The organism is Nonomuraea sp. B5E05, assembly GCF_039880665.1.
GTDB lineage: Bacteria > Actinomycetota > Actinomycetes > Streptosporangiales > Streptosporangiaceae > Nonomuraea.
This window is the reverse complement of sequence record NZ_JBDPMJ010000007.1, coordinates 92,496-115,275: the sequence shown is the minus strand read 5'-3', so window position 1 is coordinate 115,275 and position 22,780 is coordinate 92,496. Positions and strand designations below refer to the sequence as shown.

Sequence of the window (22,780 nt, the reverse complement as noted above, 5' to 3'; positions counted from 1 at the left end):
ATGATGAGATCGCCTCGCAGAGTACACCCCCCTTTGGAAGGATTTCTGTGCGTCTCCCGCGTTCTTTTTCCGGCTGGACCATCGCGGTCTTCGGCTTCCTCGCCTTCGCCCTCGGCCTGCTCGGTCTGATCTCTCCTGACACTCTGCTGGTCATGCTGGGTTTCGAGGTGCTCGACACCAGGCCGCCGGGGGACTACACGCTGGTCTACATGGCCGCTTCGTCGATGGCGGCGGTCAACATGGGCGTCTACTACGTCTTCGCGGCATCGGCGGACTACACCCCGTTCTTCCGCTGGACGGTGCCGTTCCGGCTGGTGACGTTCGCGGTGTTCACCACGCTGGTGCTGACGGGCGCGGCGCCGGGCAAGTTCTTCGGCGTCGGGCTCTGGGAGGGGATCGGCGCGCTGATCACGGGGTTCGCGCTCTGGCGTGAGGGCAACCTGCTGCCCGCACGCCAGAGCGTGAACGCCTGACCAGCATCACGGACTCGTGTCCTGGGGTCCGCGCGACACGAGGCGGTCACCGGATGAGCCGTCGCGTTCGAGCTTGCGTTCCAGATCGCGTTTCTCGTCCTCCAGCTGGGCCACCCGGCTGGAGGCCTCGGCCTTGGCGTTGCGAAGCCTGCGGCGCTGCCTTGCGGTCCTGCGGGACCACGAGCCGATCAGCCAGAGCCCCGCGAGCAGGACGGCCGCGACAGCCGCCCCCGCGAGGAACATCTCCAGGTGATTGGGCTCGAAGGTGTATCCGAAGAGGATGTACCTGGCGCTCTCCTCGGTGAGGATCAGTGCGGCGGCGGCGCCGGCGAGCAGGACCAGAAGCACACCTAAAAAGATCATCCAAACTCACCCCTTGTCGTCAGAGTGGGTTTCCCCTGCCCTGTCGGCGGAGGGATATGCGCCATGATGGTCATCATGAGACCTGGACCGGGCGAGGTGCTGCACTTCTCCGAGGACCCGACCATCGAGCGGTTCGTGCCGCATGTCGCGCCGACGTCCGTACGGACCGAGCCCTACGTGTGGGCGGTCGGCCACGACCGGTGCCCCGACTACTGGTTCCCCCGCGACTGCCCCCGGGCGATGGCGTGGGCCGGCCCGCGCACCACCCAGGAGGACCTCGACCGGATCGTCGGCTCGGCCTGCGGCGATCGGGTGCACGCCGTCGAGTACGGCTGGCTGCGGGCCATCATGGACGTCCGGCTCTACGCCTACCGGCTCCCGGCCGACGACTTCAAGCCCATCGGCGATCCGCCGCACGCCGTGGTGGCGACCGTCCCCGTGGTGCCGCTGGGCCCGCCCGAGCCGGTCTCCGACCTGTTCGAGCTGCACGAGGAGGCCGGCATCCAGCTCAGGGTGATGGCCGACCTGTGGCCGTTCTGGAACGAGGTGACGGCGAGCACGCTGGAGTTCAGCGGGATCAGGATGCGCAACGCTCGTCGATGAGCGCTCGCAGCGTCTCCAGCCGCATCGAGCCGGGCGGCAGCTTCTCGCGGGCGGCCCTGTTGGCCTCGCTCCGCAGCACCTCGTTGACGGGGGTGGGCACGCCGTGCAGCCGGCCGAGCAGGACGATCTCGCCGTTGAGGTAGTCGGCCTCGATCGAGCCGCTGCCCCTGGCCAGGCTCTGCCACGACGACCCGCCGCCGCGCTCGGCGCCCTCGACCGGGCGGATGTCGACCCGCCGGCCGCGCACCTCGGCCTCCTCCTCGTTCGTCGAGTAAGCGATGCCGGCCGTGTCGAGCACGGTCATGGCCTCCACCCTGGCCCGCGTGACCACCTCGACGAATCCGTCCACGCGGCCGAGCAGCGCCTCGACGGCGTTGCCCAGGTTGCCGATCAGTTTGCCGTGCTTCCAGCGCATCACGTCGGGGACGGCCCGCCCGACGAGTCCGTGCTTGCCGAGGTCGGTGGCGATCTGCTCGGCGAGCTCGTCCACACCCTGTGGATAGCGCCCGACGTGCAACATGCCGGAGTACGGGTGGCCGTTCGCGGTCACCACGCCGGGCTGCAGATGTTCGGCGGGCAACCACACGCACATGCCGTAGACGTGCTCGAACCGCCGCAGGGCCATGCGCTCGTTGGCGACGCCGTTCTGGGCGCAGACCACGGGCAGGCCGACCGGCCATGGGCCGAGTGCGGCGATGGTGTCCTGCGACTTGGTGGCCAGGATCAGCACGTCGCCGTCGCGGGTGGGCACGGGGCCGTCGGCGGTGGGGATGTCGAGGGTTTCGGTGGATTCAGGGGTGATCAGGCGCAGGCCGTCACGCTTGAGCGCGTCGTGGTGAGCGCCTCTCGCGATGAGCAGGACGTCGTGGCCGCCTTGGAAGAGCCGGGCCCCGATGGTTCCCCCGACTGCTCCCGCTCCGATCACTATGTAGCGCATTGTCAGAGAATGTCACTATTAACGTGGTCGGCGCCACCGGCTCACTTCGCCAGGGCCACCTGCGTCTGGGCCGTGACGGCGCTGCCGCGACCGCGCTCGCGCAGGATCGTTCTGAGCACGCGCCAGCCGTCGCGCAGCGCGTGCAGGTTGCTCTCGCCGTGGATGCGGGAGCGCTCGTGGCTGGGGACCTCGCGGATGACGAGGCCGGCCTGGGCGGCCCGGACGTTCATCAGGGTCTCGATCTCGAAGCCGTCGCAGTCGAGGTCGAGGGCGTCGAGGTGGCGGGTCCAGAAGGCGTTGTAGCCGTAGCAGAGGTCGGTGTAGCGGGTGCCGTAGAGGAGGTTCGTCAGCCCGGTGAGGACCTTGTTGCCGAGCGAGCGGATCGGACTGAGGTCGTCCGAGCCGCCACCAGGGGCGTACCTGGAGCCCTTGGCGAAGTCGGCGCCGTTGACGAGCGTGGCGACGAACGAGCGGATCTCCCGGCCGTTGGTGGAGCCGTCGGCGTCGATCATGACGATGATGTCGCCGCGTGCGGCCTGGAAACCCTCGATGAGGGCGTTGCCCTTGCCGCGCCGTGTCTGCGTGACGACCCGCAGGTCGGGGCGCAGCCCGCGCGCCACGGCGACGGTGTCGTCGGTCGAGTTGCCGTCGACCAGGATCACCTCGTCGATCCATTCGGGCAGCGTGGCGAACACGTGAGGGAGGTTGTCGGCCTCGTTCATCGCGGGAACGATGACGCTGACGCTGGCGGCGAAAGGCTGGTTGTTCATGGCAGAAAAATCCCCCCTTTCGCATGCAGTTCACTTGACGATTCCTTGCATGGGTCAGGGTTCTTATCGATCGCCTCCTATTTGAGCCTCTATAACCCGAGAGATAATCTCGTTCACGGTTTCTTCCGGGCTCTGCCGGGAGGTGTCGAGCCACAGGCCGAGGCGCGGCGTCTCGTCGCGCAACACGGTGTCCAGCTGGGCTATCGTCCATCCGCCCGCGTAGCCGCGCTTGCCGCGCGCCCGCTCGCGGCGCTCCACGGCCGCCGGGTCGGGAGCGAGAACGACGACCTGCAAGGGCCGAGAACGGACCATTTTCGTGAACCGCTCCAAATCCCCACCAATAACGACGTCCTGAACAATTGATGTGAATCCGGCTTCGCAATACATGTCCGCAGTATTCGCTGCGATGCGGTAACGAAGGTGGAGCTGGCGTTGCGCCTCGCCCGTCTCCTCCGGCGTCATCTCGGCGCGGCCGCCGACCACCATGCGCCGGAACACGTCGCCCCGCACGTGGGCGGAGCGCGGCAGCCGCTCGGCCAGGGCCTGCGCCACGGTGGACTTGCCGGCGGCCGAGATGCCGGTGATGAGGACGACGCCTCTCATGCGCCGACGAGCTTGCGCACCCGGTCGGCGCCGACGGCCATCAGCAGCGTGGGCAGCCTGGGGCCGGTCTCGCGGCCGACGAGCAGTTTGTAGAGCAGGGCGAAGAAGGTCCGCTGCGCCGCCTTCAGCTCCGGCGTCGCCTGGGCGTCGGCCGGCAGCCCGGCCAGGACCTTCGGCACGCCGTACACCAGCGAGGTGAGGCCCTCGATCGACCAGTCATCGAGGCCGTCGGCCAGCAGCCGCAACGACTCGCGCGCGCCGGGGTCGAGCGAGTCGAGCAGCTCATGGTCGGGCGTCCCGCGCACGCGGGTGCGCAGGTCGGCGGGCAGGTGGTCGTCGACCCAGCTCTGCGCCTTGTCCAGGCGCGGGCGGGCGTCGTCGAGCGAGCCGACCGCGTCGAGGTCGCGCAGGATGCGGATGGTCTGCCCGGCGTGCCCGGTCGTGATGTCGAGGACGGAGGCCAGCGTGCGGTAGGGGATCGGGTGCGGCGTGGCGGGCAGCGGGCCCGCGGCGGTGCTGACCGCGCGCTTGTACGCGGCCAGTTCGGCGGGCTGGGCCTGCCCGGCGGCGACCTTGCGGCCCAGGGCGTCCCACTCGTCGTAGAGGCGCTGGAGCTCCTGGTCGAAGGCGATCTTGAAGGACTGTGCGGGCTTGCGGCGGGCGTACAGCCAGCGCAGCACCGGCGCCTCCATGATCTCCAGGGCGTCGGCCGGGGTCGGCACGTCGCCCTTGGAGCTGCTCATCTTGGCCATACCGGTGATGCCGACGAACGCGTACATGGGGCCGATCGGCTGCCGGCCGCCGAACACCTCGCCCACGATCTGCCCGCCGACGATCCAGGCGGAGCCGGGAGAGTGGTGGTCGACCCCGGACGGCTCGAAGATGACGCCCTCGTAGGCCCAGCGCATCGGCCAGTCGACCTTCCACACCAGCTTGCCGTGGTCGTGCTCGGCCAGCCGGACCGTCTCGCCGAAGCCGCACTCGCAGGTGTAGGCCAGCTCGGTGGTCTCGTCGTCGTAGGCGGTGACCGTCGTCAGGTCGCGCCCGCACAGATCGCAGTAGGGTTTGTACGGAAAATAGTCTTCGACCTGCTTCGAGCGGTAGCGCGACAACACGGCGTCGATCGCCGCCCGCTCGCGCACCGCCCGCAGGATCTGCTCGCGGTAGGCGCCCGAGGTGTACTGCTCCGTCTGGCTGATGCCGCGACAGTCGACGCCCAGCTCCTTGAGAGCCTCGGCCATCGGCGCCTTGAAGTGCTCGGCCCAGTTGGCGTGCACGCTGCCGGGAGGGGCGGGCACCGAGGTCAGCGGCTTGCCGATGTGCTCGGCCCAGGACGGGTCGACGCCCGCGGGGACCCGGCGGAAGCGGTCGTAGTCGTCCCACGACAGCAGGTGCACGCAGTCGAGGCCGCGCCGGCGGATCTCGTCGGCGACCAGGTGGGGGGTCATGACCTCACGCAGGTTGCCCAGGTGGATCGGGCCCGACGGGCTCAACCCCGACGCGCAGACGATCGGTTTGCCCGGAGCGCGTCTCTCCGCCTCGGAGATCACCTCGTCCGCGAACCTGGAGACCCAGTCGGTCTCGGCACTTTCCGCCATCGCGCCATTCTTGCGGGTCCGGCCGGTTGAAGCCAACGCGATACCGTACGGGTCCGCCGGCTCGGCGACCGTACTCCGTCCCGCCCGGAGCACGGTCGCCGCCGGATCAGGACAGGGTGGCCGCGTGCGGGTCCCAGTCGGCGGGCAGCGGTTCCGGCGCGGTCGTGGTGGAGGAGATGGGACGGAACTCCGAACGCTCGCCCGACTGCGCGATCGACGACATGAGCTCCAGCACGTGGTAGGCCAGCTCGCCCGACGCCCGGTGCGGCGCGCCCGCGCGCAACGATCTGGCCAGGTCCAGCACGCCGATGCCGCGGCTCACCGTCGTGCCCGACACGGGCAGCTCGCGCCAGTCCGTGTCGCGCAGGCCGCGGGCCAGCAGCGGGCCCTCGAACGTGTTGGGGTCGGGAAGCGACAACGCGCCCTCGGTGCCGATGACCTCGATCATCCTGCGGTTGATGGGCGAGTCGAAGCTGAACGTCGCCGTCGCCGTGGCGGCGCCGGGGAAGTCCAGCAGGGCGTTGACATGGGTGGGGACGTCGACGGGGAAGGCCGTGCCCGCCTTGGGCCCTGACCCGACGACGCGCTGCTCGCGGGCCTTGCGGGTGCCGGCCGCGACCCGCTTGACCGGGCCGAACAGGGACACGAGGGCGGTCAGGTAGTAGGGGCCGAGGTCGAAGAGCGGACCGCCGCCGGGCTGGTAGAAGAACTCGGGGTTGGGGTGCCACGACTCGGGGCCGAGGCTCTGCGTGGCCGCCGCGACGGCGACCGGCGTGCCGATGAGGCCGGAGCGCAGGGCGTGCAGGGTCGACTGGAGCCCGGCGCCCAGGAAGGTGTCGGGGGCGCAACCGAGGCGCAGGCCCCGGTTGGCGGCCTCGGCCATGACCTTCGAGCCCTCGTCCATGTCCATGGCGAAGGGCTTCTCGCCGTACACGTGCTTGCCGGCGCGCAGGGCCTCCAGCGCGACGGCCGCGTGCGCGGACGGGACCGTGAGGTTGACCACGATCTCCACCTCGGGCAGCGCGAGCGCCGTGCCGAGGTCGCCGGAGACGGGAACGCCGTGTTCGCGGGCGACGGTCGCGGCCCGGTCGGCGTCGAGGTCCGCGACGGCGAGCACGCGCACGTCGGGGAAGGCGGTGAGGTTGCGGAGGTACTGGCCACTGATGACTCCGGCGCCGACCAGGGCGACGCCGACGGGGCCGTTGCTCAAAGGCTCTCCAAAGAGGTGAGATAGGCGTGGCTGTCCGCCAGAGCGGCGAAGACGTCGGTGGCGCACTCGTCGAGCTCGACGACGCGCCAGGCGCCAGGGGCGGCGGCGAGGATCTCGGGTACGGGCATGACACCCCTGCCGACCGCGGTGTGCGGCTCGCCCTTGACCACCGGGCCGTCCTTGACGTGCAGCGCGATCACGCGCTCCCCGAGGCGGCCGAGCAGGGCGGGCACGTCGGCGCCGCCCACCGCCGCCCAGTAGGTGTCGATCTGCAGGAACACCTCGGGAGCCAGCCGGTCGGCCAGCACCTCGATGGCGTGCCGGCCGTCGAGCTTCGGCTCGATCTCCCACCAGTGGTTGTGGTAGCCGACCCGCATCCCGTGCCCGGCCGCCTGCTCGGCCAGGCCGTTCAGCAGGTCGGCCGCACGGGCGATGCCGTCGGCGGTGGTGAACTCCTCGTGTGCGATCCCGGCGGGGATGATCACCAGGTCGGTGCCGAGCGTGGCGACCGCGTCGAAGACCTCGGCGGGCTCCTGGCGGAGCAGCGCGCCCGCGTGCGAGCTCGACACGCGCAGCCCCAGGTCGTCGGCGACCTGGCGGAACCCCTCGGGGTCGGAGGTCGGGTCGTACGGCTCGACCGCGGTGTAGCCGATCTCCGAGATCCGCCGGAGCACGTCGTCGCGGTCCGCGGTCAGCGGCTCCCTGACGGTGTAGAGCTGGACACTGATGGGTCTCGTCATCCGCGTACCCCCATGAGGTGCTCGAGCGCGAGCTGGTTCAGCCGGGTGAAGTGGAAGCCGCGCTCGGCCGCGGCCTCGGGGTCGAAGTCGTCCTTGGCCAGGTCGGCCCACGTCTCGCCGGCCGCGAGGGTGGGCTGGGCGAGCTCGTCCACGCGGGAGGCGCGCAGGGCCTCCTGCACCTCGGGGTCGGCCCGGTAGGCGCGCGACTTCTCCTTGAGGATGAGGTAGGTCCGCATGTTCGCCGCCGCCGAGACCCACACGTCCTCGCGGTCCTCGGTGCGCAGCGGCTTGTAGTCGAAGTGCCGTGGGCCGTCGTAGCCGCCGTTCTCCAGCAGGTCGACCAGGAAGAACGCGCTCTTGAGGTCGCCGTGGCCGAAGACCAGGTCCTGGTCGTACTTCGGCCCGTGCTGGCCGTTGAGGTCGATGTGGAACAGCTTGCCGTGCCACAACGCCTGGGCGATGCCGTGCACGAAGTTGAGCCCGGCCATCTGTTCGTGGCCGACCTCGGGGTTGAGGCCCACCATCTCGGGGTGCTCCAGCTCGTTGATCAGCGCCAGGGCGTGGCCGATCGTGGGCAGCAGGATGTCGCCGCGGGGCTCGTTGGGCTTGGGCTCCAGGGCGAAGCGAAGGTCGTAGCCGCGCTCGCGGACGTACGAGCAGAGCAGGTCCAGGCCCTCCTTGTAGCGCTCCATGGCCGCCTTGACGTCCTTGGCGGCGTCGGACTCGGCGCCCTCGCGGCCGCCCCAGCACACGTACGTCTTCGCGCCCAGCGAGGCGGCCAGGTCGATGTTGCGCATGACCTTGCGCAGGGCGTAGCGCCGCACGTCGCGGTCGTTGCTGGTGAACGCGCCGTCCTTGAAGACCGGGTGGGTGAACAGGTTGGTGGTGGCCATCGGCACCTTCATGCCGGTCTCGTCGAGGGCCTTCCTGAACGCCGCGATGGCCTTCTCCCGGTCGGGTTCGACCGCGAGGAGGTCGTCGTCGTGGAAGGTGACGCCGTGCGCGCCGAGCTCGGCCAGGCGGTGCACGCTCTCGACCGGGTCGAGCGGCGGCCTGGAGGCGTCGCCGAACGGGTCGCGGGCCTGCCATCCGACGGTCCAGAGGCCGAAGGTGAAGCGGTCGTCGGGGGTGGGCGTGAATGCGGTCATGGTGCGTCCTTTGGTGTTTAGTCCATAATCTGTACATAATCCTGAGGAGGTGAGCATGGTGGCGTCAAGAGGGGTCCGCCATGATTCCATGCGTGCCCGCAACCTGGCCGTCGTACTCGGGGCGATCCACCGGTCGGGGCCGCACACCCGCGCCGCGCTCGCCGAGCTGACCGGGCTCACCAAGACCACCGTGTCCAGCCTCGTCGCCGACCTGCTGGAGGCGGGGGTGGTGACCGAACGCGGCGCCGTCAGGGACGGCGAGCGGGGCCGCCCGGGGGTCGCCGTGAGCCTGAGCGGCCACCGGGTGGCCACGCTGGGGCTGGAGATCAACATCGACTATCTGGCGGCCTGCGTGGTCGACCTCACCCGCACCGTACGCCTGCGCCGCACCCGCCCGGCCGACAACCGCAACTCCGACCCCGCGCACATCCTGCAGGAGCTGCGCGAACTGGCGAAGGAGACCATCGGCGAGGCCGAGGCGGCCGGGCTGCGGGTCATCGGCGCCGCGCTCGCCGTGCCCGGCACCGTCGAGGGCGAGACGCTGCGCAGCGCGCCGCACCTCGGCTGGCGGGACGTACGGGTGACCGACGTGGTCGACCTGCCGTTCGCCATCGACAACGAGGCCAACCTGGCGGCGCTCGGCGAGTTGTGGTTCGGCGCGCGGGAGACGGACTTCCTCTACGTGTCGGGCGAGATCGGCGTCGGCGCCGGGCTCGTGGTGGCCGGCAGCCTGTTCAGGGGCACGTTCGGGCTGGCGGGCGAGCTGGGCCACGTCGTCGTCGTGCCCGACGGGCCCGCGTGCCGGTGCGGCGGCCGCGGCTGCCTGGAGGTCTACGCCGGTCAGGACACGCTGCTCGGGGAGCTGGACTCGGTCGCCGCGCTGGTGTCGCGGCTGGAGTCGGGCGACCCGCGGGCGCAGGAGACGTGCGAGCGGGCCGGGCACGCCCTCGGCGTGGCGCTCACCTCGGCCGTGCACCTGCTCGACCCGGGCATGATCGTGCTCGGCGGCGTCTTCAAGCCGTTGTTCCCGTGGCTGGAGGGGCCCGTGGCCGACGGGCTGGAGGCCAGGCTGGCGCACATGCGCGACGACCCGCCCGCCCTCGTGGTCTCGCAGACCGGCCCGGACGCGGCGGTGCTGGGGGCGGCCGGGATGATCATCCAGCGCATCATCGCCGAGCCGGCCGAGGTCCTGGGCCTTTAGAAGTAGCCCTTCTTCCCGTCGAGCAGCTCGCGGATCGTGTCGAGGTGGCCGGCGTGCCTGGCGGTCTCCTCCACCATGTGGATCACCATCCAGCGCAGGCTCGCCTGGGCGGAGCGGAAGTCGGGGTGCTGGCCGACGTCGTCGAGCGAATGAGCGGCGATGATCTCGTTGGAGGTCCGGCACTGCCGCTCGTAGTCGTCGAGCAGCCGGGCCGTCGGCACGCCGTCGGCGATCATGTCGGCGTCCTCCTCCGCCTCCTCGTCGAACGCCGGGTTGCCCGCGGCGGAGCGGCCCAGGAAGAGCACCTCGAACCAGCAGTGCTCGGTCCAGCGCAGGTGGGAGAGCACGCCGGCCACCGTCATGAGGGGCGAGGTGGGCAGGACGGGGCGGTGCGCGTCCTCCTCCGACAACCCCTCGCACTTCCACTGGACGATCGCGCGCTGCATGTCGAGCCAGCCCACGAGCTGCGTGCGCTCGTCGGCCACGAAGGGGGGTCGTTCACGGGGGAGTGTCATGACGGCCGACGCTACTTCAACCGCGCCGCTATCGCGCGATCTTTCCGGCCGAGCGTCACGGCGAGCCACGAGCGGGGTCAGCGGACCTCGACCTCGATGATGCGCGTGTAGTCGTTGGCGCCGTTGGAGGCGAGCGCGACGATGCGGACGGCGTCCGCGGTGACGGGTGCGAAGTCCGAGCGCACGTTGCCGGCGATGTTGCCGCGCACCTGCGCGACCGTCCGCCACTCGCCGTTCACCTGGGCCTGGACGTCCCAGTCGCGCAGCCCGTTGCGCGATGCCGGGTAACGCTCGGTGTCGAGGGTGTACAGGTCGACGCGGGAGACCTGCTTCGGCCCGCCCAGCGCGACCGCGATGGTGTCGGGCCAGGCCCGGCCGGTGGCGTCGTTCCAGCCGTTGCCGCCGGCCCAGCCGTTGGAGGAGGTGTCGCCGTCGGCGACGCTGCACGGCGGGTAGTTGGCGTTGGTGTGCTGGGAGGAGGCGGTGACGGGGCGGTGCAGCGCGAGGTTGCCGCCGTTGTCGAGCTTGTCGAGGGGCACGACGTCGACCGGCACCTTCAACGTCTTGGCTCGAGTGCGCAGCCGCAGCTCGTACGTGCCCTCCTTGGTCTCGGGCGGGACGGCGACCAGCAGTTTCGCGCCGAGCTCGTACCCGGGCGGCAGGTAGCTGGTCAGCATCGTGCGGGAGGCGGTCAGTGGCGGGTCGATCTCGACGTCCATCGTGGCGTAGGCGGGCTTCTTCGCGTCGCTGCGCATGCCGATCTCGATCTTGGCGGGGCAGGCGGGGTCCACGCCGAGCGCGGCGACGAGCCGGTCGGCGCCCGCGATGGGGGTGAGGTCGCCGGAGGGCTTCCCGGCGGTTGCGGCGGGGTTCCAGGCGGCTGCCGTGGTGAGCGTGACGGCGGCGGTGGCGACGGTGAGCGCGGCGGCGAGGTGACGCATGATCGTTCCTTCCTAGAGCGTCTGCAGGCCGGGGGCGCCGTCGAGGGTGACGAGGCTCGCCCTGGTGGAGACGGGGGCGCCGGGGCGGTCGACGTACGGGACGACCCTGAAGTCGGCCCGCCACTGGTCGCGGGTGACCTCGCAGGAGACGTAGCCGCGCTGGTAGCTGGAGAAGCGCAGGTGCGGGTTGATCGGGTCGGTGCCGCCCGGCGGCAGGCCGGTGTCAGGGTTGCCGTTGCCGCCGCTGCTGACGGAGGTGCAGACGAACTCCACCCCGGCCGTGCGGGAGGCGGGGTCGTCGAAGTTCTGCTTGAGCTCGCCGGCCAGGTTGTAGTGGATGTCGCCGGTCAGCACCACCGGGTTGCTGACCTCGCGCTCGATCATGCCGTTGACCAGGCGGTCCTTGGCGGCCTTGTAGCCGTCCCACAGGTCCATGCTGAGCTTCTGGGCGGGGCCCGGGTCGAAGTCGAGTTGCATCATGGCGATCTGCTGGGCGAGCACGTTCCACCGGGCGCGGGAGGTGCCCATGCCGTCGAGTAACCACCGCTCCTGCTCGGCGCCGAGCATCTGCCTGGACGGGTCGAGGCGGTCGGCGCAGTCGACCTGCTGCCCGTCGCCGCACACCTGGTCGTCGCGGTATTGACGGGTGTCGAGCACGTTGAACTCGGCCAGGTCGCCGAAGGTGTACCTGCGGTAGATGCGGGCGTCCGGGCCCTGAACGGCGGGCACGCGGACGGGCAGGTTCTCCCAGAAGGCACGGAAGGCGTTGGCGCGGATCACCAGGTAGTCCTGCTCGGTCACCTCGCCGCCGGGGCCGTGCGGGCCTGCCCAGTTGTCGAGCACCTCGTGGTCGTCCCAGGTGACGATCCACGGCGCCCGGTGGTGGGCGGCCTGCAGGTCGGGGTCGCTCTTGTAGAGGCCGTACTGGATGCGGAAGCGGTCGAGGGTGTCGCACTGCACGCGGTACTGCTCGGGCACCGGGACCCCGCGGTTACCGCCGGTCGGCACGATGCCGTACTCGTAGATGTAGTCGCCCAGGTGGAAGACCACGTCGGGGTTCTCGTCGGCGAGGTGGCGATAGGCGGTGTAGTGGCCGTCCTGCCACAGCGCGCACGAGGCGAAGGCCAGCCGCAGCGCCTCCGGGTCGCCGCCGGGCGCGGGCGCGGTCCTGGTCCGGCCCACCGGGCTGATCTCGCCGCCGGCGCGGAAGCGGTAGAAGTAGTCGCGGCCGGGGCGCAGGCCCTTGACGTCCACGTGGACCGAGTGACCGTATTCGGGCGTGGCCCAGGTGGAGCCGCGGCGGGCGCGCCGGATGAACGCCTCGTCCTCCGCGATCTCCCAGTCAACCCTGATCTTGTTGTACGGCAGCCCGCCGAGCGGCTCCAGCGGCTCGGGCGCCAGCCGCGTCCAGAGGATGACCCGGTCGGGCAGGGGGTCGCCCGAGGCGACGCCGAGCTTGAAGGGGTAGTCACCGCGGACGGTGGTCGTCTGCGCGGTGGAGGGGTCGGCCAGGTTCGTGGTGAAGGCCAGGGCGAACGCGGCGCCGCCGAGGCCGAGGAAGGATCGACGTGAGGGATGATCCATGCCGCTTCCTGAGCTGGGGGGGTGAAAGCCCTCACTTTGTAACAAGTGACCGCAGTTCTTAACAAGACTCAAGTGATAAATAACGCGCGATCGCGTTACATTTGCGCCACCTGAACGTTGGCGTGCCGGTCGCGCAGCCGTTGGAGCAGGTCGGCAGGGGCGGCCGAGTCGACGACGATCGCGTCGAAGTCGTCCAGCGGCGCGACCCGGTGCAGCGCCACCCGGGCGAGCTTGGAGCCGTCGACCGCCAGGATGCGGCGGGCGCCCGCGCGCAACATCGCCCGCTTCACCAGGACGATCTCCTGCTCCTGGTGGAAGGCGTACTCGTCGGAGACGGCGGAGGTGGAGACCACGACCACGTCGACGCTCACCGCCTCGACCGCGTCGACGCAGCCCAGGCCGAGGAAGGAGTCGTGGGTGGCACGGTATTCCCCGCCCAGCGCGATGAGCCGGATGTCGGGGCTGCCGGCCAGCAGCCTGATCGCCTCGAGGAAGTTCGTCACCACGGTCAGCGGCGCCAGGTCGCCGAGATGGCGGGCCACGGCCAGCGCCGTCGTCGAGTCGTCGAGCATGACGGACCCGCCGGGCTCGATCATGCCCGCCACCACCCGGGCGATCGCGTCCTTCTCGGCGGTGTGGGCCTGGAGCCGGTAGGCGATGTTGCTCTCCCACACGTTGCTGGCCTGGGCGGTGACCCCGCCTCTGACCTTGCGCACCATGCCCTGGCGCTCCAGCTCGTCGAGGTCGCGGTGCACGGTCATCACGCTGACGCCGAAGCTCTCGGCGAGCTCCGTCACCGAGGCCGAGCCCTGGCGCACGATGTGCTCGGCCATGCCCCGCCACCGGGCGGACTTGCTTGAGGTGTGCTGACGCGAATCCACCGGGAGCCCTCTCACCCTTTCGACGGCTGCGAATCCTAACCTTGACACCCAACTTGGGCGACTCGTACCCTCCCCACATTCATCATTTTTAACAAATTTGGCTGTTAAATTAACAGCCAGGTCATGGAGGTGGGCGGGACATGACCGGCCTTCTGCACGACGCCAGGGTGAGCCGCGGGCAGTTCCTGCGCATGATGGGCGGCCTGGCCGTGGCCGCCACGGCCACCGCGTGCTCCACCAGGCCAGAGACCACGGCGACGACCGGCGGCGGCGCCACGACAGAGCTGAAGTTCATCGGCGTGGCCGACCAGAAGACTCCGATGGACGAACTGGCCGGCGCCTACCAGAAGGCCAAGCCCGCGGTGCGCATCACCGCCTCCTACGCTCCCACCGACCAGGTGCAGACCTCCCTTCGCACGCAACTCGGCGCCGGCAACGCACCCGACCTGCACGTCGTCTACCCCGGCAACGGCAGCGCGATGTCGATGACCCAGATCGCCGAGGCCGGGCTGCTGGCCGACCTGTCCGCCCAGCCGTGGGCGGCGACCGTCCCCGCCGGGTTCAAGCCCGCCTTCCAGCTCGACGGCAAGACCTACATCTACTCCGCCGGCTCGTCGGTCATCGGCGCCGTCTACAACAAGAAGGCCTTCGACAAGGCGGGCATCGACGCCCCGCCCACCACGTGGAACGAGTTCCTCGCCGCCTGCGACAAGCTGAAGAAGGCCGGCGTGGTGCCGATCGCGCTGGGCGCGCAGACGCCGTGGGTCACCCAGCTCATCACGTACGCGCTGGTGCCGTCGACCGTCTACGCCAAGGATCCGACGTTCGACGACAAGCAGCTCGCCGGGCAGGCGACCTTCGCCGGATCCGGCTGGCAGGACGCCATGGAGATGTACCTGGAGCTGCAGAAACGCGGCTACTTCAACGACAACCCCAACGGCACCACCTTCGAGCAGCAGACCTCCATGGTGGCCGGCGGCAAGGCGGGCATGGCCGTCCAGGTCTCCGCCGTCCTGCCCGACTTCCGCAAGGCGGCCTCCTCGCCCGACGACCTGTCGATGTTCCCCGTGCCGGGCGCCGACGACGCCGGCTCCGTATGGATCCCCGCCGGCGTCGTCGTCGGCCTCGGAGCCGCCGCCAAGGGCAAGAACGTCGAGGAGGCCAAGGCGTTCATCGACTTCCTCGGCAAGCAGGAGAACATCAACGCCTGGGCCAAGGCGATCTCCGCCATCCCGCTCACGCAGGACGACTCCTCGACCATCGACCCGGCCGTCGAGTCGTTCCTGCCGTTCACCAAGGACCGCGCGGTGCCGTTCATGGACCAGCGCTGGCCCAACGCCGAGGTGCAGCCGGTGCACTTCGCCGTCGTCCAGGAGCTGCTGGCCGGCGAGTCGACCATCGACGAGGCGCTGAAGAAGATGGACGAGGCGTACCGGAAGTGACCGCCAGTTCCTCCCGCCGCCGCTTCACCGCGTCCGCCCCGTCCTGGTTGTTCGCCGCGCCCGCGCTCGCGGTCTACGCGCTGGTCGTGCTCTACCCGGCGGTCAGCGGCGTGGTGTACGCGTTCACGGACTGGAGCGGCATCGGCCAGGACATGTCCTTCGTCGGCCTGGCCAACTTCGGCACGTTGCTCGGCGACGACCAGGCCATGGGCTCGATCGGCAACACGCTGCTGCTGACCGTGGCCACCGTGGCCGTGCAGAACGGCGTCGGGCTGCTGCTGGCGCTCGGCGTGCACGCCAAGCTCAAAAGCCGAGCCCTGCTGCGCGTGATCTTCTTCGCGCCGGTCGTGGTCAGCCCGGTCATGGTGGCCTTCCTGTGGAAGTACATCTACAACCCCGACCCGTCCGCCGGCCTCAACGGGCTGCTCGGCCTGCACGTCGACTGGCTGGGCGACCCGTCGATGGCGTTGTGGTCGATCGCCGGCATGGTCGTGTGGCAGTACGCCGGATATTCCATGGTCATCTTCCTGGCCGGGCTGGAGGGCGTGCCGAAGGAGCTGCACGAGGCCGCCATGATCGACGGCGCGGGCACCCTCCAGCGTTTCCGCTACGTCACCTGGCCGCTGCTGGCCCACGCCGTGACGATCAACCTGATGTTGTCCACGATCGGCGGGCTCAAGCTCTTCGACCAGGTCTTCGCCGCCACCAACGGCGGCCCCGGCTACGCCACCGAGACCCTGTCGACCGTGCTGTACAAGCAGGCGTTCGTGTTCGGCAAGTTCGGCTACAGCACCGCGGTCGCCCTCGTGCTCGCGCTGTTCGTGGCCGCCGTCTCGCTCGTCCAGGTCTACTATCTGCGCCGCCGGGAGGTGACCGCGTGAGGAAGACGTTCCTGCTGGAAATCGTCATGATCGCCGTGGCGGTGGCGTTCCTGTTCCCCGTCTACACCTTGGTCTCGCTGTCGTTGAAGGACCCCGGGCAGATCTCGCGCTCGCCGCTGGCGCTGCCCGACCCGCCGTCGCTCGACAACTACGGCTCCGCGTGGACGGCCGCAGCCCTCGGCCCGTCCCTCGTCAACAGCACCGTCGTCACCGTGGCCAGCCTGGTCGCGCTCATCGCGCTCGGCTCGTTCGCCGCCTATTTCCTGGCCCGGGTGCGGACCCGGCTCGGCTACGGCCTCTACGTGCTCTTCCTGCTCGGCATCGTGCTGCCCTTCCAGCTCGGCATGATCCCGCTCTACGAGCTGGTGAACGATCTCGGGCTGATCGGCACGCACGCCGGGATGATCCTCTTCTACACCGGCATCCAGCTGCCGTTCACCGTCTTCCTCTACACCGGCTTCATCCGGGCCCTGCCCCGCGAGTACGCCGCCGCCGCGCAGATCGACGGCGCCTCCCACCTGACGGCGTTCACCCGCGTCGTCTTCCCCCTGCTGCGGCCCATCACCGGCACCGTGCTGATCCTCAACGCCGTCTTCATCTGGAACGACTTCTTCACGCCGCTCGTCTACCTCGGCGGCTCCGGCTACGAGACCGTCCCGGTCAGCGTCTTCGCCTTCGTCGGCCAGTACGTCTCCCAGCACGGCCTCGTCTTCGCCGGGCTCGTGCTCGGCGCGGTGCCGATCGTGGTGGTCTTCCTGGCGCTGCAGCGGTACGTTATCAAGGGCTTCGCCAGCGGGCTCAAAGGATGAACGGCGACCCGCCTCCCAGGGAGTACTCCCCGGCGGCCATCTGGTGGTGGAGCGGCGAGCCGCTGCGCCGCGACCGGCTCCGCAGGCAGATGGAACGCCTGGTGGAGGGGGGAGTGCACAACCTCGTCATCCTCAACCTCGCCCCCTCGGGGCCCGCCTTCGGCGCCGACGCCGACGACCCGCCGTTCCTGTCGGAGGCGTGGTGGGAGTTGTTCGAGCAGGTGTGCGCCGACGCGTACGAGCTGGGGGCGTACCTGTGGTTCTACGACCAACTCGGCTTCTCCGGCGCCGACCTGCAGGCCCGGCTCGTCCAGGAACATCCGTCGTTCGCCGGGCAGTGGCTGAACCCCGACGGGTCGGTCACGCTGCGCGGCTTCGACTACCTGTCGCGCGAGGCGTGCGCGGTGCTGCTCGACCGGGTGCACGGCGAGTTCGAGCGGCGCGCCGGGCACTGGTTCGGCCGGGTGATCGCCGGGTCGTTCCAGGACGAGCTGCCGACCCTGCCCACCTGGTCCGCCCGCTTCGCCGAGGAGTACCGCGCCAGGCGGGGCGCGGAGTTCTCGCCGGCCGACCCGGACTGGCAGGCGTACCAGCGCACCCGCGCCGAACTGGCCGAGGAGGCGTTCTTCCGGCCGCTGGGCGAGTGGCACGCGCGGCACGGGCTGCTCAACGGTTGTGACCAGCAGGACCCGGCCCGCGCCGGGCACCCGGTGGCCGGGGTGGAGCTGTACGCCGACTACGCCCGCACCCACCGCTGGTTCGGCGCGCCCGGCTCCGACCACCACGGCGACGCCCGCCTGCACGCCTCGCTCGCCCACCTCTACGGCCGGCCGCGCACCTGGATCGAGGCGTTCCACTCCAGCGGCTGGGGCGGCACGCTGGAGGAGACCTTCGACTGGCTGCTGCCGTGGCTGCGGGCCGGGGCCACGCTGTACAACCCGCACGCGGTCTACTACACGACCAGGCGCGGCTGGTGGGAGTGGGCGCCGCCGGCCACGGACTGGCGGCAGCCGTACTGGCGGCACCACCGGGTCTTCGCCGACGCCGTCACCCGGTTGTGCGCCGCCCTGTCGCAGGGCCGCCACGCCTGCGACGTCGCCGTCCTCCTCCCCACGGCCACCGTCCAGGCCGCCGGTCCGGGGGCACGGGCTCCGGCCGAGCGGGCGCAGGAGGTGTACCGGGAGATCGTCGGCGACATGGCGTGGTTCGCCACCAGGCCGGGCGTTCTGGACCGGCTCGGCTTCGACGCCGACGTCATCGACGAGGACTCCGTACGGCGGGCGACGGTCGAGGACGGGCGGCTCGCCGTGTCCAGCGAGGCGTACCGGGCCGTCGTGCTGCCCGCCGTCACCGTGCTCGACGAGGACGTCGCCGCCCGGCTCGCCGCGTTCGCCGCGGACGGCGGGCTGGTCGTCTCCGTCGGCACGGATCCGCTGGGCGGGGCGGCCCGCTTCGTCCCGTCCCCGGACCGCCTGGGCGACGCGCTGGCCGGGCTGCCGCGCAGGGTGGAGGCTCCGGTGCCCGCGCTGGTGCGCGAGGCCGGTGACACCACGCTGGTGTTCCTGACGGCGGCCTTCCCGATGGCCAGCAGGATCGGCGTCGGACGGCCGGAGCGTCGCGGCGTCGAGCTCGGCTGGCTGGACGCCGACATCGATTTCGACCCCGCCAGGTACGCCCGCGAGATGCGCGTCACCGTCAGGGGCGTGTCGGGGACGCCGCGGCTGGCCCGGCCCTTCGCCGGCGGCGACCCCGTCGCGCTGCCGCACACGCGCGACGGTGACGCGACGGAGGTGGTCGTGCCGTTCGACGACGGGCCCGCCGCGCTGCTGGTGTTCGACGGCACGCACGCCGAGCCCGCGCCGCCGCGGCCCACGTACCCGGTGGAGGTGGACCTCGGGGACGAGTGGGACGTCGAGCTCGTCCCGACCATGGACGACACCTGGTCGGACTTCGGTCTCACCACGGCGACCGCCACCGCCACCGCGTCCGCCACCGACGTCGGCAGCGGCACCGGTGCCCGCGTTGAACGCTGGTCGTTGCGCAGGCCCTGCGGGGAGCCCGCGCACGTGACGTTCGGCCCGCGCGGGGAGCAGCGCGTCGGCGACGGCCCGTGGACACCCTCGGTGTGGTCGACGTCGCGGGGCCTGCACAAGGACCCCATCCACCGGGAGACCCTGGGCCCCAAGGGACACGTGCCGGTGGAGTTCCTCGCGTTCGGCCGGGTCGCGGCCGGTGCCGAGGCGCGCTTCCGCAGCGTGCTCACCGTCCCGGAGGGTGCTCCCGTCTGGCTCGCGATCGGCGCGGGCGCCGCCAAGACCCTCCGGCTCGACGGCGAGGAGCGGCCGCTCGACGACGCCGGTTACGCCGCCGTCACGCTCTCACCCGTCGCGCCCGGCGACCACCTGCTGGAGCTGGCGCTCGTCCCGGACGAGGAGCACGACCTGCGGGCCTACGCCTGCCTGGTGGACGACCCCGGCGACGCCGCACGCCCCGAGTGGATCGCCGGCACGCCCCTGGAGACCACCGTGCACGTCCAGGAGGGAGGCGGGTCGCCGCTCCAGGTCGCCTCGACCGCGTTCTGCCGGGTGCTGGTGAACGGTGTGGAGGCGGGGCGCCAGGGCGGCTTCGACCCGTACGCGGAGGCCGACATCCCGCGCGTACGCCGCTACGACGTGGCCCGCCTGCTGCGCCCCGGCGACAACACGATCAGGATCGAGTCGGACGGCTGGGTGCTGGCCGACGGCCTGGCCGTCTCCGGCCCCGGCTGGACGCCCCGCCCCCGGGTACGCCGCCGCCAGCAGGGTGACCCCGCCGCCCTGTGGTCGCGGGTCCGCCCGCACCCGCTGCCGGAGGCGGGCTGGCTCGACGGCCGCCCCTCCGCCCCCGCCGCCGCGTTCACCGCGCCCGGCGCTCGCCCCCGGACCGAACGCTTCCTCCTCGACCCGCCCCCGGGCGTGACCGGCGTCTCCGTGGACGTCGCGGACGGCGTCGAGTGTGTCGTGCACGGTGGCGAGCTGCGCGTGACCACGGTCCCCGGCCGCCAGTCGGGCGCCGCGTTCACCGGCCCCGTCCGCTTCACCTGCGGCCCTGGCCGGATGCGGCTCGGCGACTGGGAGGAGCGCGGCCTGGCCGGCTACAGCGGCGGCGTGCGCTACCGCGCCACCGTCACCGCCGAGGCCGGGCCGGGCGAGCTCGACCTCGGCCGCGTCAGGGGCACGGCGGAGGTCACGGTGAACGGCCGCCCGTGCGGGATCAGGGTGTGCTCGCCGTACGTCTTCGACGTCGAGCTGGACGACGGCGACAATGCCCTCGAGGTCCTGGTGCTGGGCACGCTGGCCCCCTATTTCGACGAGGTCGGCCCCACGCACTTCGTCTTCGCCGGTCAGCGCGTCACGGGCCTGTTCGGCCCCGTACGCCTGCGCACCGCGCCCTGAGGCCGGACGCCCGGTCAGGATCGGAGAAGCGCAGGTCGCCCGGCCGTGGTTAACGTGGCGCCATGGACGTCACCATTCACACGACCTTTCTTCCGCACGACGACCCGGAGGCCTCCCTGGCCTTCTACCGCGACACCCTCGGCTTCGAGGTGCGCAGCGACGTTGGGCAGGGCAAGATGCGCTGGATCACGGTCGGCCCGCCCGGCCAGCCCGGCACGTCCATCCTCCTGGCGCCGCCGGCCGCCGACCCCGGCATCACCGAGGACGAGCGCCGCACCATCCTCGAGATGATGGCCAAGGGCACCTACGGCTGGATCCTGCTGGCCACCCGTGACCTCGACGGCGTCTTCGAGAAGGTGCAGGCCGGCGCCGCCGAGGTCGTCCAGGAGCCGACGGAGCAGTCGTACGGCGTGCGCGACTGCGCCTTCCGCGATCCGGCGGGCAACCTGGTCCGCATCCAGCAGGTTCGCTGAGCCGCTCGACGAAAGGGGTTTGCTCATGTGCCATCCCGCATGGGGGCGCGCTCTCGCCGCGGCGGCGCGCCTGAAGGACCTCGCGCGGCTGCGCAGCGTCCGCGACCGCATCGACAGGGACTACGCGCAGCCGCTGAACGTCGAGGCGCTGGCCCGTGGCGTGCACATGTCGGCCGGGCACCTCAGCCGCCAGTTCCGGCTCGCCTACGGCGAGTCCCCGTACGCCTATCTGATGACGCGTCGCATCGAGCGCGCGATGGCGCTGCTGCGCCGTGGCGACCTCAGCGTCACCGAGGTCTGCTTCGCGGTCGGCTGCTCGTCGCTGGGCACCTTCAGCACCCGTTTCACCGAGCTGGTCGGCATGCCGCCCAGCGAGTACCAGCGCCGCGCGGCGGGTGTCGTGGCGGGGCTGCCTTCCTGCGTGGCCGCGCAGGTGACGAGACCGGTCAGGAGCCGGGAGAGCGAGCCGCAACCGGCGTGAGACACGGACGCGGCCCGCGGTCGGAAGCACAGCGGCCCGCGGTCTCCCCATGGAGTGTGCGCCAGCTCATAGCGGACTGCCGGAATGTGTGTCCGTCTCACCTGGTCCACCGGCCCGGCTCCCACTTAGCGTTCACGGTTACGGCGGCCTGATCGTGACTCGGGTCACGTCATGACGCGCGAGGAGGGCGCATGGGAGCAGATCCGGTGGGGAGCGGGCACGGTGCCGCCCCGGGCGGATCCGTCCCCGTCCTGAAGGTGCGCGGGCTGAGCAGGGAGTTCCGCGGCTTCCTCGCCGTGGACGGCGTGGATCTGGACGTGGCCGAGGGCAGCGTGCACGCGCTGGTGGGACCCAACGGCGCCGGCAAGACCACCCTGTTCAACCTGCTCACCGGCTTCCTGAAGCCGACCGCGGGCAGCGTGCTGCTGGCGGGCGGCCGGGAGCTGGCCGGGCGCAGTCCCGAGGCGATCACCCGGCTGGGCGTGGCGCGCTCGTTCCAGATCACCAGCCTGTTCGCCGAGCTGACCCCGCACCAGCACGTGGAGCTGGCGCTGGCGAGCCCCACCGGTCTCGGCTGGCGGTTCTGGCGTTCCGACCGGGCGCTGGCCCGCTTCGCGGAGCGCGCGGAGGAGCTGCTCGACCAGGTCGGGTTGTCCGGCCACGGCGACGTCCCGGCGGGTTCGCTGCCGTACGGGAGCAAACGCGCGCTGGAGCTGGCGCTCGCCCTGGCTCTCGACCCCAAGGTGCTCCTGCTGGACGAGCCGACCGCCGGGATGGGCGTGGAGGACGTCGACCGTACGTGCGAGCTCGTTCGCAAGATCCGTGCGGGCCGCACCGTGGTCCTGGTCGAGCACAACATGAACGTGGTGGCCAGCCTCGCCGACCGGGTGACCGTCCTGCAGCACGGCAAGGTGCTGGCCGAGGGACCGTACGCCGAGATCCGCCACGACCCGCGGGTCATCACCGCCTACCTCGGAGACTCTCATGCTGCGCGTTGACGGGCTGTCGGCCTGGTACGGCGAGGCGCAGGCCCTGCGCGAGGTGTCGATGCGGGTCGACGAGGGCGAGATCGTCACGCTGGTCGGCCGCAACGGCGCCGGCAAGACCACGTTGCTGCGCTGCCTGATGGGGCTGCACGGCGCGTACGGCAGGACCGCGGGCACGATCTCGTTGTCCGGCGAGGACATCACGGGCCTGGCCCCGCACCGCAGGGCCCGCCGCGGTCTGGGCTTCGTCCCCGACGACCGGGGCGTGTACGCCACCCTGTCGGTGGAGGAGAACCTGCTGCTCCCGCCCGTGACCAAGGGGAGCCGGGAGCCGTGGTCGCTGAAGCGGGTGTACGAGGCTTTCCCGCCGCTGCGCGAGCGGCGCCGCTTCCCCGGGACGAAGTTGTCGGGCGGTGAGCAGCAGATGCTCGCGCTGGCCCGCGTGTTGCGGACGGGCGCCAGGCTGCTGTTGTGCGACGAGCCGACCGAGGGCCTGTCGCCGCTGATCGTCCAGCAGATCGGCGAGATCCTGCGCGAGGTCAAGGCGGCCGGGGTGACCGTGCTGCTGATCGAGCAGAACGTGCACTTCGCCGCCACCGTCGCCGACCGCCACTATCTGCTCGCCGAGGGCCGGATCGTCGAGTCGCTGGACAACGACCAGGTCCGCGAGCGCGAGCACGAGCTGCTCGAATACCTCGGAATCTGAC

Annotated in this window: 23 protein-coding genes; 11 read left to right on the top strand and 12 right to left on the bottom strand. The window is 71.1% G+C overall.

Annotated features, from left to right (window positions below):
• Positions 1-47: 47 nt before the first annotated feature.
• The gene (locus tag ABGB01_RS15265; protein ID WP_347773940.1) at positions 48-473 is read left to right on the top strand and encodes a hypothetical protein; all 426 of its coding nucleotides are present in this window, start codon (positions 48-50) and stop codon (positions 471-473) included.
• Positions 474-479: 6 nt separating this feature from the next.
• On the opposite strand, the gene ABGB01_RS15260 is transcribed toward ABGB01_RS15265, so the two are convergent.
• Positions 480-836: a hypothetical protein gene (locus tag ABGB01_RS15260; protein ID WP_347773939.1), complete on the bottom strand. Its 357-nt coding sequence runs from the start codon at positions 834-836 to the stop codon at positions 480-482.
• Positions 837-911: 75 nt separating this feature from the next.
• On the opposite strand from ABGB01_RS15260, the gene ABGB01_RS15255 reads away from it, so the two are divergent.
• Positions 912-1,439 carry a DUF6886 family protein gene (locus ABGB01_RS15255; protein ID WP_347773938.1) on the top strand — a complete coding sequence of 176 codons (528 nt, stop codon included), beginning with the start codon at positions 912-914 and terminating at the stop codon, positions 1,437-1,439.
• On the opposite strand, the gene ABGB01_RS15250 is transcribed toward ABGB01_RS15255, so the two are convergent.
• The 7 genes from ABGB01_RS15250 to xylA all read right to left on the bottom strand — a co-directional run bounded on the left by ABGB01_RS15250 (position 1,414) and on the right by xylA (position 8,445).
• On the bottom strand, positions 1,414-2,376 hold the full coding sequence (locus tag ABGB01_RS15250) for a 2-dehydropantoate 2-reductase N-terminal domain-containing protein (RefSeq protein WP_347773937.1): 963 nt from the start codon (positions 2,374-2,376) through the stop codon (positions 1,414-1,416). The two genes, ABGB01_RS15255 and ABGB01_RS15250, sit on opposite strands and share 26 nt — an antisense overlap.
• Positions 2,377-2,417: 41 nt before the next feature.
• The gene (locus ABGB01_RS15245; RefSeq protein ID WP_347773936.1) at positions 2,418-3,146 is read right to left on the bottom strand and encodes a glycosyltransferase family 2 protein; all 729 of its coding nucleotides are present in this window, start codon (positions 3,144-3,146) and stop codon (positions 2,418-2,420) included.
• A 63-nt stretch (positions 3,147-3,209) separates the two neighbouring features.
• A complete protein-coding gene (locus ABGB01_RS15240) occupies positions 3,210-3,749 on the bottom strand; it encodes an AAA family ATPase (protein ID WP_347773935.1) in 540 nt (179 codons plus the stop codon).
• A complete protein-coding gene (lysS, locus tag ABGB01_RS15235) occupies positions 3,746-5,347 on the bottom strand; it encodes a lysine--tRNA ligase (protein WP_347773934.1) in 1,602 nt (533 codons plus the stop codon). The genes ABGB01_RS15240 and lysS overlap by 4 nt, the downstream gene beginning before the upstream one ends.
• A 106-nt stretch (positions 5,348-5,453) precedes the next feature.
• Positions 5,454-6,557: a Gfo/Idh/MocA family oxidoreductase gene (locus ABGB01_RS15230; RefSeq protein WP_347773933.1), complete on the bottom strand. Its 1,104-nt coding sequence runs from the start codon at positions 6,555-6,557 to the stop codon at positions 5,454-5,456.
• Complete coding sequence (locus ABGB01_RS15225; RefSeq protein ID WP_347773932.1) at positions 6,554-7,297, bottom strand: sugar phosphate isomerase/epimerase; 744 nt, start codon at positions 7,295-7,297, stop codon at positions 6,554-6,556. Before ABGB01_RS15225 ends, ABGB01_RS15230 begins: the two co-directional genes overlap by 4 nt.
• Positions 7,294-8,445, bottom strand: coding sequence for a xylose isomerase (gene xylA, locus ABGB01_RS15220; RefSeq protein WP_347773931.1), 1,152 nt, complete (start codon positions 8,443-8,445; stop codon positions 7,294-7,296). The genes ABGB01_RS15225 and xylA overlap by 4 nt, the downstream gene beginning before the upstream one ends.
• Positions 8,446-8,500: 55 nt before the next feature.
• On the opposite strand from xylA, the gene ABGB01_RS15215 reads away from it, so the two are divergent.
• Complete coding sequence (locus ABGB01_RS15215) at positions 8,501-9,646, top strand: ROK family transcriptional regulator (RefSeq protein ID WP_347773930.1); 1,146 nt, start codon at positions 8,501-8,503, stop codon at positions 9,644-9,646.
• Here the strand turns inward: ABGB01_RS15215 and ABGB01_RS15210 are convergent.
• The 4 genes from ABGB01_RS15210 to ABGB01_RS15195 all read right to left on the bottom strand — a co-directional run bounded on the left by ABGB01_RS15210 (position 9,643) and on the right by ABGB01_RS15195 (position 13,519).
• The gene (locus tag ABGB01_RS15210) at positions 9,643-10,161 is read right to left on the bottom strand and encodes a DinB family protein (RefSeq protein WP_347773929.1); all 519 of its coding nucleotides are present in this window, start codon (positions 10,159-10,161) and stop codon (positions 9,643-9,645) included. The genes ABGB01_RS15215 and ABGB01_RS15210 overlap by 4 nt on opposite strands.
• Positions 10,162-10,238: 77 nt before the next feature.
• Positions 10,239-11,102 carry a discoidin domain-containing protein gene (locus ABGB01_RS15205; protein WP_347773928.1) on the bottom strand — a complete coding sequence of 288 codons (864 nt, stop codon included), beginning with the start codon at positions 11,100-11,102 and terminating at the stop codon, positions 10,239-10,241.
• A gap of 12 nt (positions 11,103-11,114) precedes the next feature.
• Positions 11,115-12,686, bottom strand: coding sequence for an alkaline phosphatase D family protein (locus tag ABGB01_RS15200; protein WP_347773927.1), 1,572 nt, complete (start codon positions 12,684-12,686; stop codon positions 11,115-11,117).
• Positions 12,687-12,781: 95 nt separating this feature from the next.
• On the bottom strand, positions 12,782-13,519 hold the full coding sequence (locus ABGB01_RS15195) for a DeoR/GlpR family DNA-binding transcription regulator (RefSeq protein ID WP_347773926.1): 738 nt from the start codon (positions 13,517-13,519) through the stop codon (positions 12,782-12,784).
• A gap of 188 nt (positions 13,520-13,707) precedes the next feature.
• Here ABGB01_RS15195 and ABGB01_RS15190 point away from each other — a divergent pair, with 188 nt between their 5' ends.
• The 8 genes from ABGB01_RS15190 to ABGB01_RS15155 all read left to right on the top strand — a co-directional run bounded on the left by ABGB01_RS15190 (position 13,708) and on the right by ABGB01_RS15155 (position 22,779).
• Complete coding sequence (locus ABGB01_RS15190) at positions 13,708-15,009, top strand: extracellular solute-binding protein (protein ID WP_347773925.1); 1,302 nt, start codon at positions 13,708-13,710, stop codon at positions 15,007-15,009.
• On the top strand, positions 15,006-15,890 hold the full coding sequence (locus ABGB01_RS15185) for a sugar ABC transporter permease (RefSeq protein ID WP_347773924.1): 885 nt from the start codon (positions 15,006-15,008) through the stop codon (positions 15,888-15,890). Before ABGB01_RS15190 ends, ABGB01_RS15185 begins: the two co-directional genes overlap by 4 nt.
• Positions 15,887-16,699 (top strand): carbohydrate ABC transporter permease, encoded by an 813-nt coding sequence (locus tag ABGB01_RS15180; protein WP_347773923.1) that lies wholly within the window; start codon positions 15,887-15,889, stop codon positions 16,697-16,699. Before ABGB01_RS15185 ends, ABGB01_RS15180 begins: the two co-directional genes overlap by 4 nt.
• Positions 16,696-20,133 (top strand): hypothetical protein, encoded by a 3,438-nt coding sequence (locus ABGB01_RS15175; RefSeq protein ID WP_347773922.1) that lies wholly within the window; start codon positions 16,696-16,698, stop codon positions 20,131-20,133. The genes ABGB01_RS15180 and ABGB01_RS15175 overlap by 4 nt, the downstream gene beginning before the upstream one ends.
• A 62-nt stretch (positions 20,134-20,195) precedes the next feature.
• Positions 20,196-20,606: a VOC family protein gene (locus tag ABGB01_RS15170; RefSeq protein ID WP_347617390.1), complete on the top strand. Its 411-nt coding sequence runs from the start codon at positions 20,196-20,198 to the stop codon at positions 20,604-20,606.
• A gap of 25 nt (positions 20,607-20,631) precedes the next feature.
• Positions 20,632-21,087, top strand: a complete 456-nt coding sequence (locus ABGB01_RS15165; RefSeq protein ID WP_347773921.1) for a helix-turn-helix transcriptional regulator — start codon at positions 20,632-20,634, stop codon at positions 21,085-21,087.
• A 191-nt stretch (positions 21,088-21,278) separates the two neighbouring features.
• Positions 21,279-22,085, top strand: a complete 807-nt coding sequence (locus tag ABGB01_RS15160; RefSeq protein ID WP_347617388.1) for an ABC transporter ATP-binding protein — start codon at positions 21,279-21,281, stop codon at positions 22,083-22,085.
• Positions 22,072-22,779 (top strand): ABC transporter ATP-binding protein, encoded by a 708-nt coding sequence (locus ABGB01_RS15155; RefSeq protein WP_347773920.1) that lies wholly within the window; start codon positions 22,072-22,074, stop codon positions 22,777-22,779. The genes ABGB01_RS15160 and ABGB01_RS15155 overlap by 14 nt, the downstream gene beginning before the upstream one ends.
• Position 22,780: the final 1 nt, after the last annotated feature.

Coding starts and splice junctions, on each gene's coding strand:
- ABGB01_RS15175 (WP_347773922.1), top strand. CDS start 16,696: ATGAACGGCGACCCGCCTCCCAGGGAGTACTCCCCGGCGGCCATCTGG.
- ABGB01_RS15200 (WP_347773927.1), bottom strand. CDS start 12,686: ATGGATCATCCCTCACGTCGATCCTTCCTCGGCCTCGGCGGCGCCGCG.
- ABGB01_RS15210 (WP_347773929.1), bottom strand. CDS start 10,161: ATGACACTCCCCCGTGAACGACCCCCCTTCGTGGCCGACGAGCGCACG.
- ABGB01_RS15160 (WP_347617388.1), top strand. CDS start 21,279: ATGGGAGCAGATCCGGTGGGGAGCGGGCACGGTGCCGCCCCGGGCGGA.
- ABGB01_RS15190 (WP_347773925.1), top strand. CDS start 13,708: ATGACCGGCCTTCTGCACGACGCCAGGGTGAGCCGCGGGCAGTTCCTG.
- ABGB01_RS15245 (WP_347773936.1), bottom strand. CDS start 3,146: ATGAACAACCAGCCTTTCGCCGCCAGCGTCAGCGTCATCGTTCCCGCG.
- ABGB01_RS15205 (WP_347773928.1), bottom strand. CDS start 11,102: ATGCGTCACCTCGCCGCCGCGCTCACCGTCGCCACCGCCGCCGTCACG.
- ABGB01_RS15195 (WP_347773926.1), bottom strand. CDS start 13,519: ATGGCCGAGCACATCGTGCGCCAGGGCTCGGCCTCGGTGACGGAGCTC.
- ABGB01_RS15260 (WP_347773939.1), bottom strand. CDS start 836: ATGATCTTTTTAGGTGTGCTTCTGGTCCTGCTCGCCGGCGCCGCCGCC.
- xylA (WP_347773931.1), bottom strand. CDS start 8,445: ATGACCGCATTCACGCCCACCCCCGACGACCGCTTCACCTTCGGCCTC.
- ABGB01_RS15215 (WP_347773930.1), top strand. CDS start 8,501: ATGGTGGCGTCAAGAGGGGTCCGCCATGATTCCATGCGTGCCCGCAAC.
- ABGB01_RS15225 (WP_347773932.1), bottom strand. CDS start 7,297: ATGACGAGACCCATCAGTGTCCAGCTCTACACCGTCAGGGAGCCGCTG.
- ABGB01_RS15155 (WP_347773920.1), top strand. CDS start 22,072: ATGCTGCGCGTTGACGGGCTGTCGGCCTGGTACGGCGAGGCGCAGGCC.
- ABGB01_RS15170 (WP_347617390.1), top strand. CDS start 20,196: ATGGACGTCACCATTCACACGACCTTTCTTCCGCACGACGACCCGGAG.
- ABGB01_RS15165 (WP_347773921.1), top strand. CDS start 20,632: ATGTGCCATCCCGCATGGGGGCGCGCTCTCGCCGCGGCGGCGCGCCTG.
- lysS (WP_347773934.1), bottom strand. CDS start 5,347: ATGGCGGAAAGTGCCGAGACCGACTGGGTCTCCAGGTTCGCGGACGAG.
- ABGB01_RS15255 (WP_347773938.1), top strand. CDS start 912: ATGAGACCTGGACCGGGCGAGGTGCTGCACTTCTCCGAGGACCCGACC.
- ABGB01_RS15240 (WP_347773935.1), bottom strand. CDS start 3,749: ATGAGAGGCGTCGTCCTCATCACCGGCATCTCGGCCGCCGGCAAGTCC.
- ABGB01_RS15250 (WP_347773937.1), bottom strand. CDS start 2,376: ATGCGCTACATAGTGATCGGAGCGGGAGCAGTCGGGGGAACCATCGGG.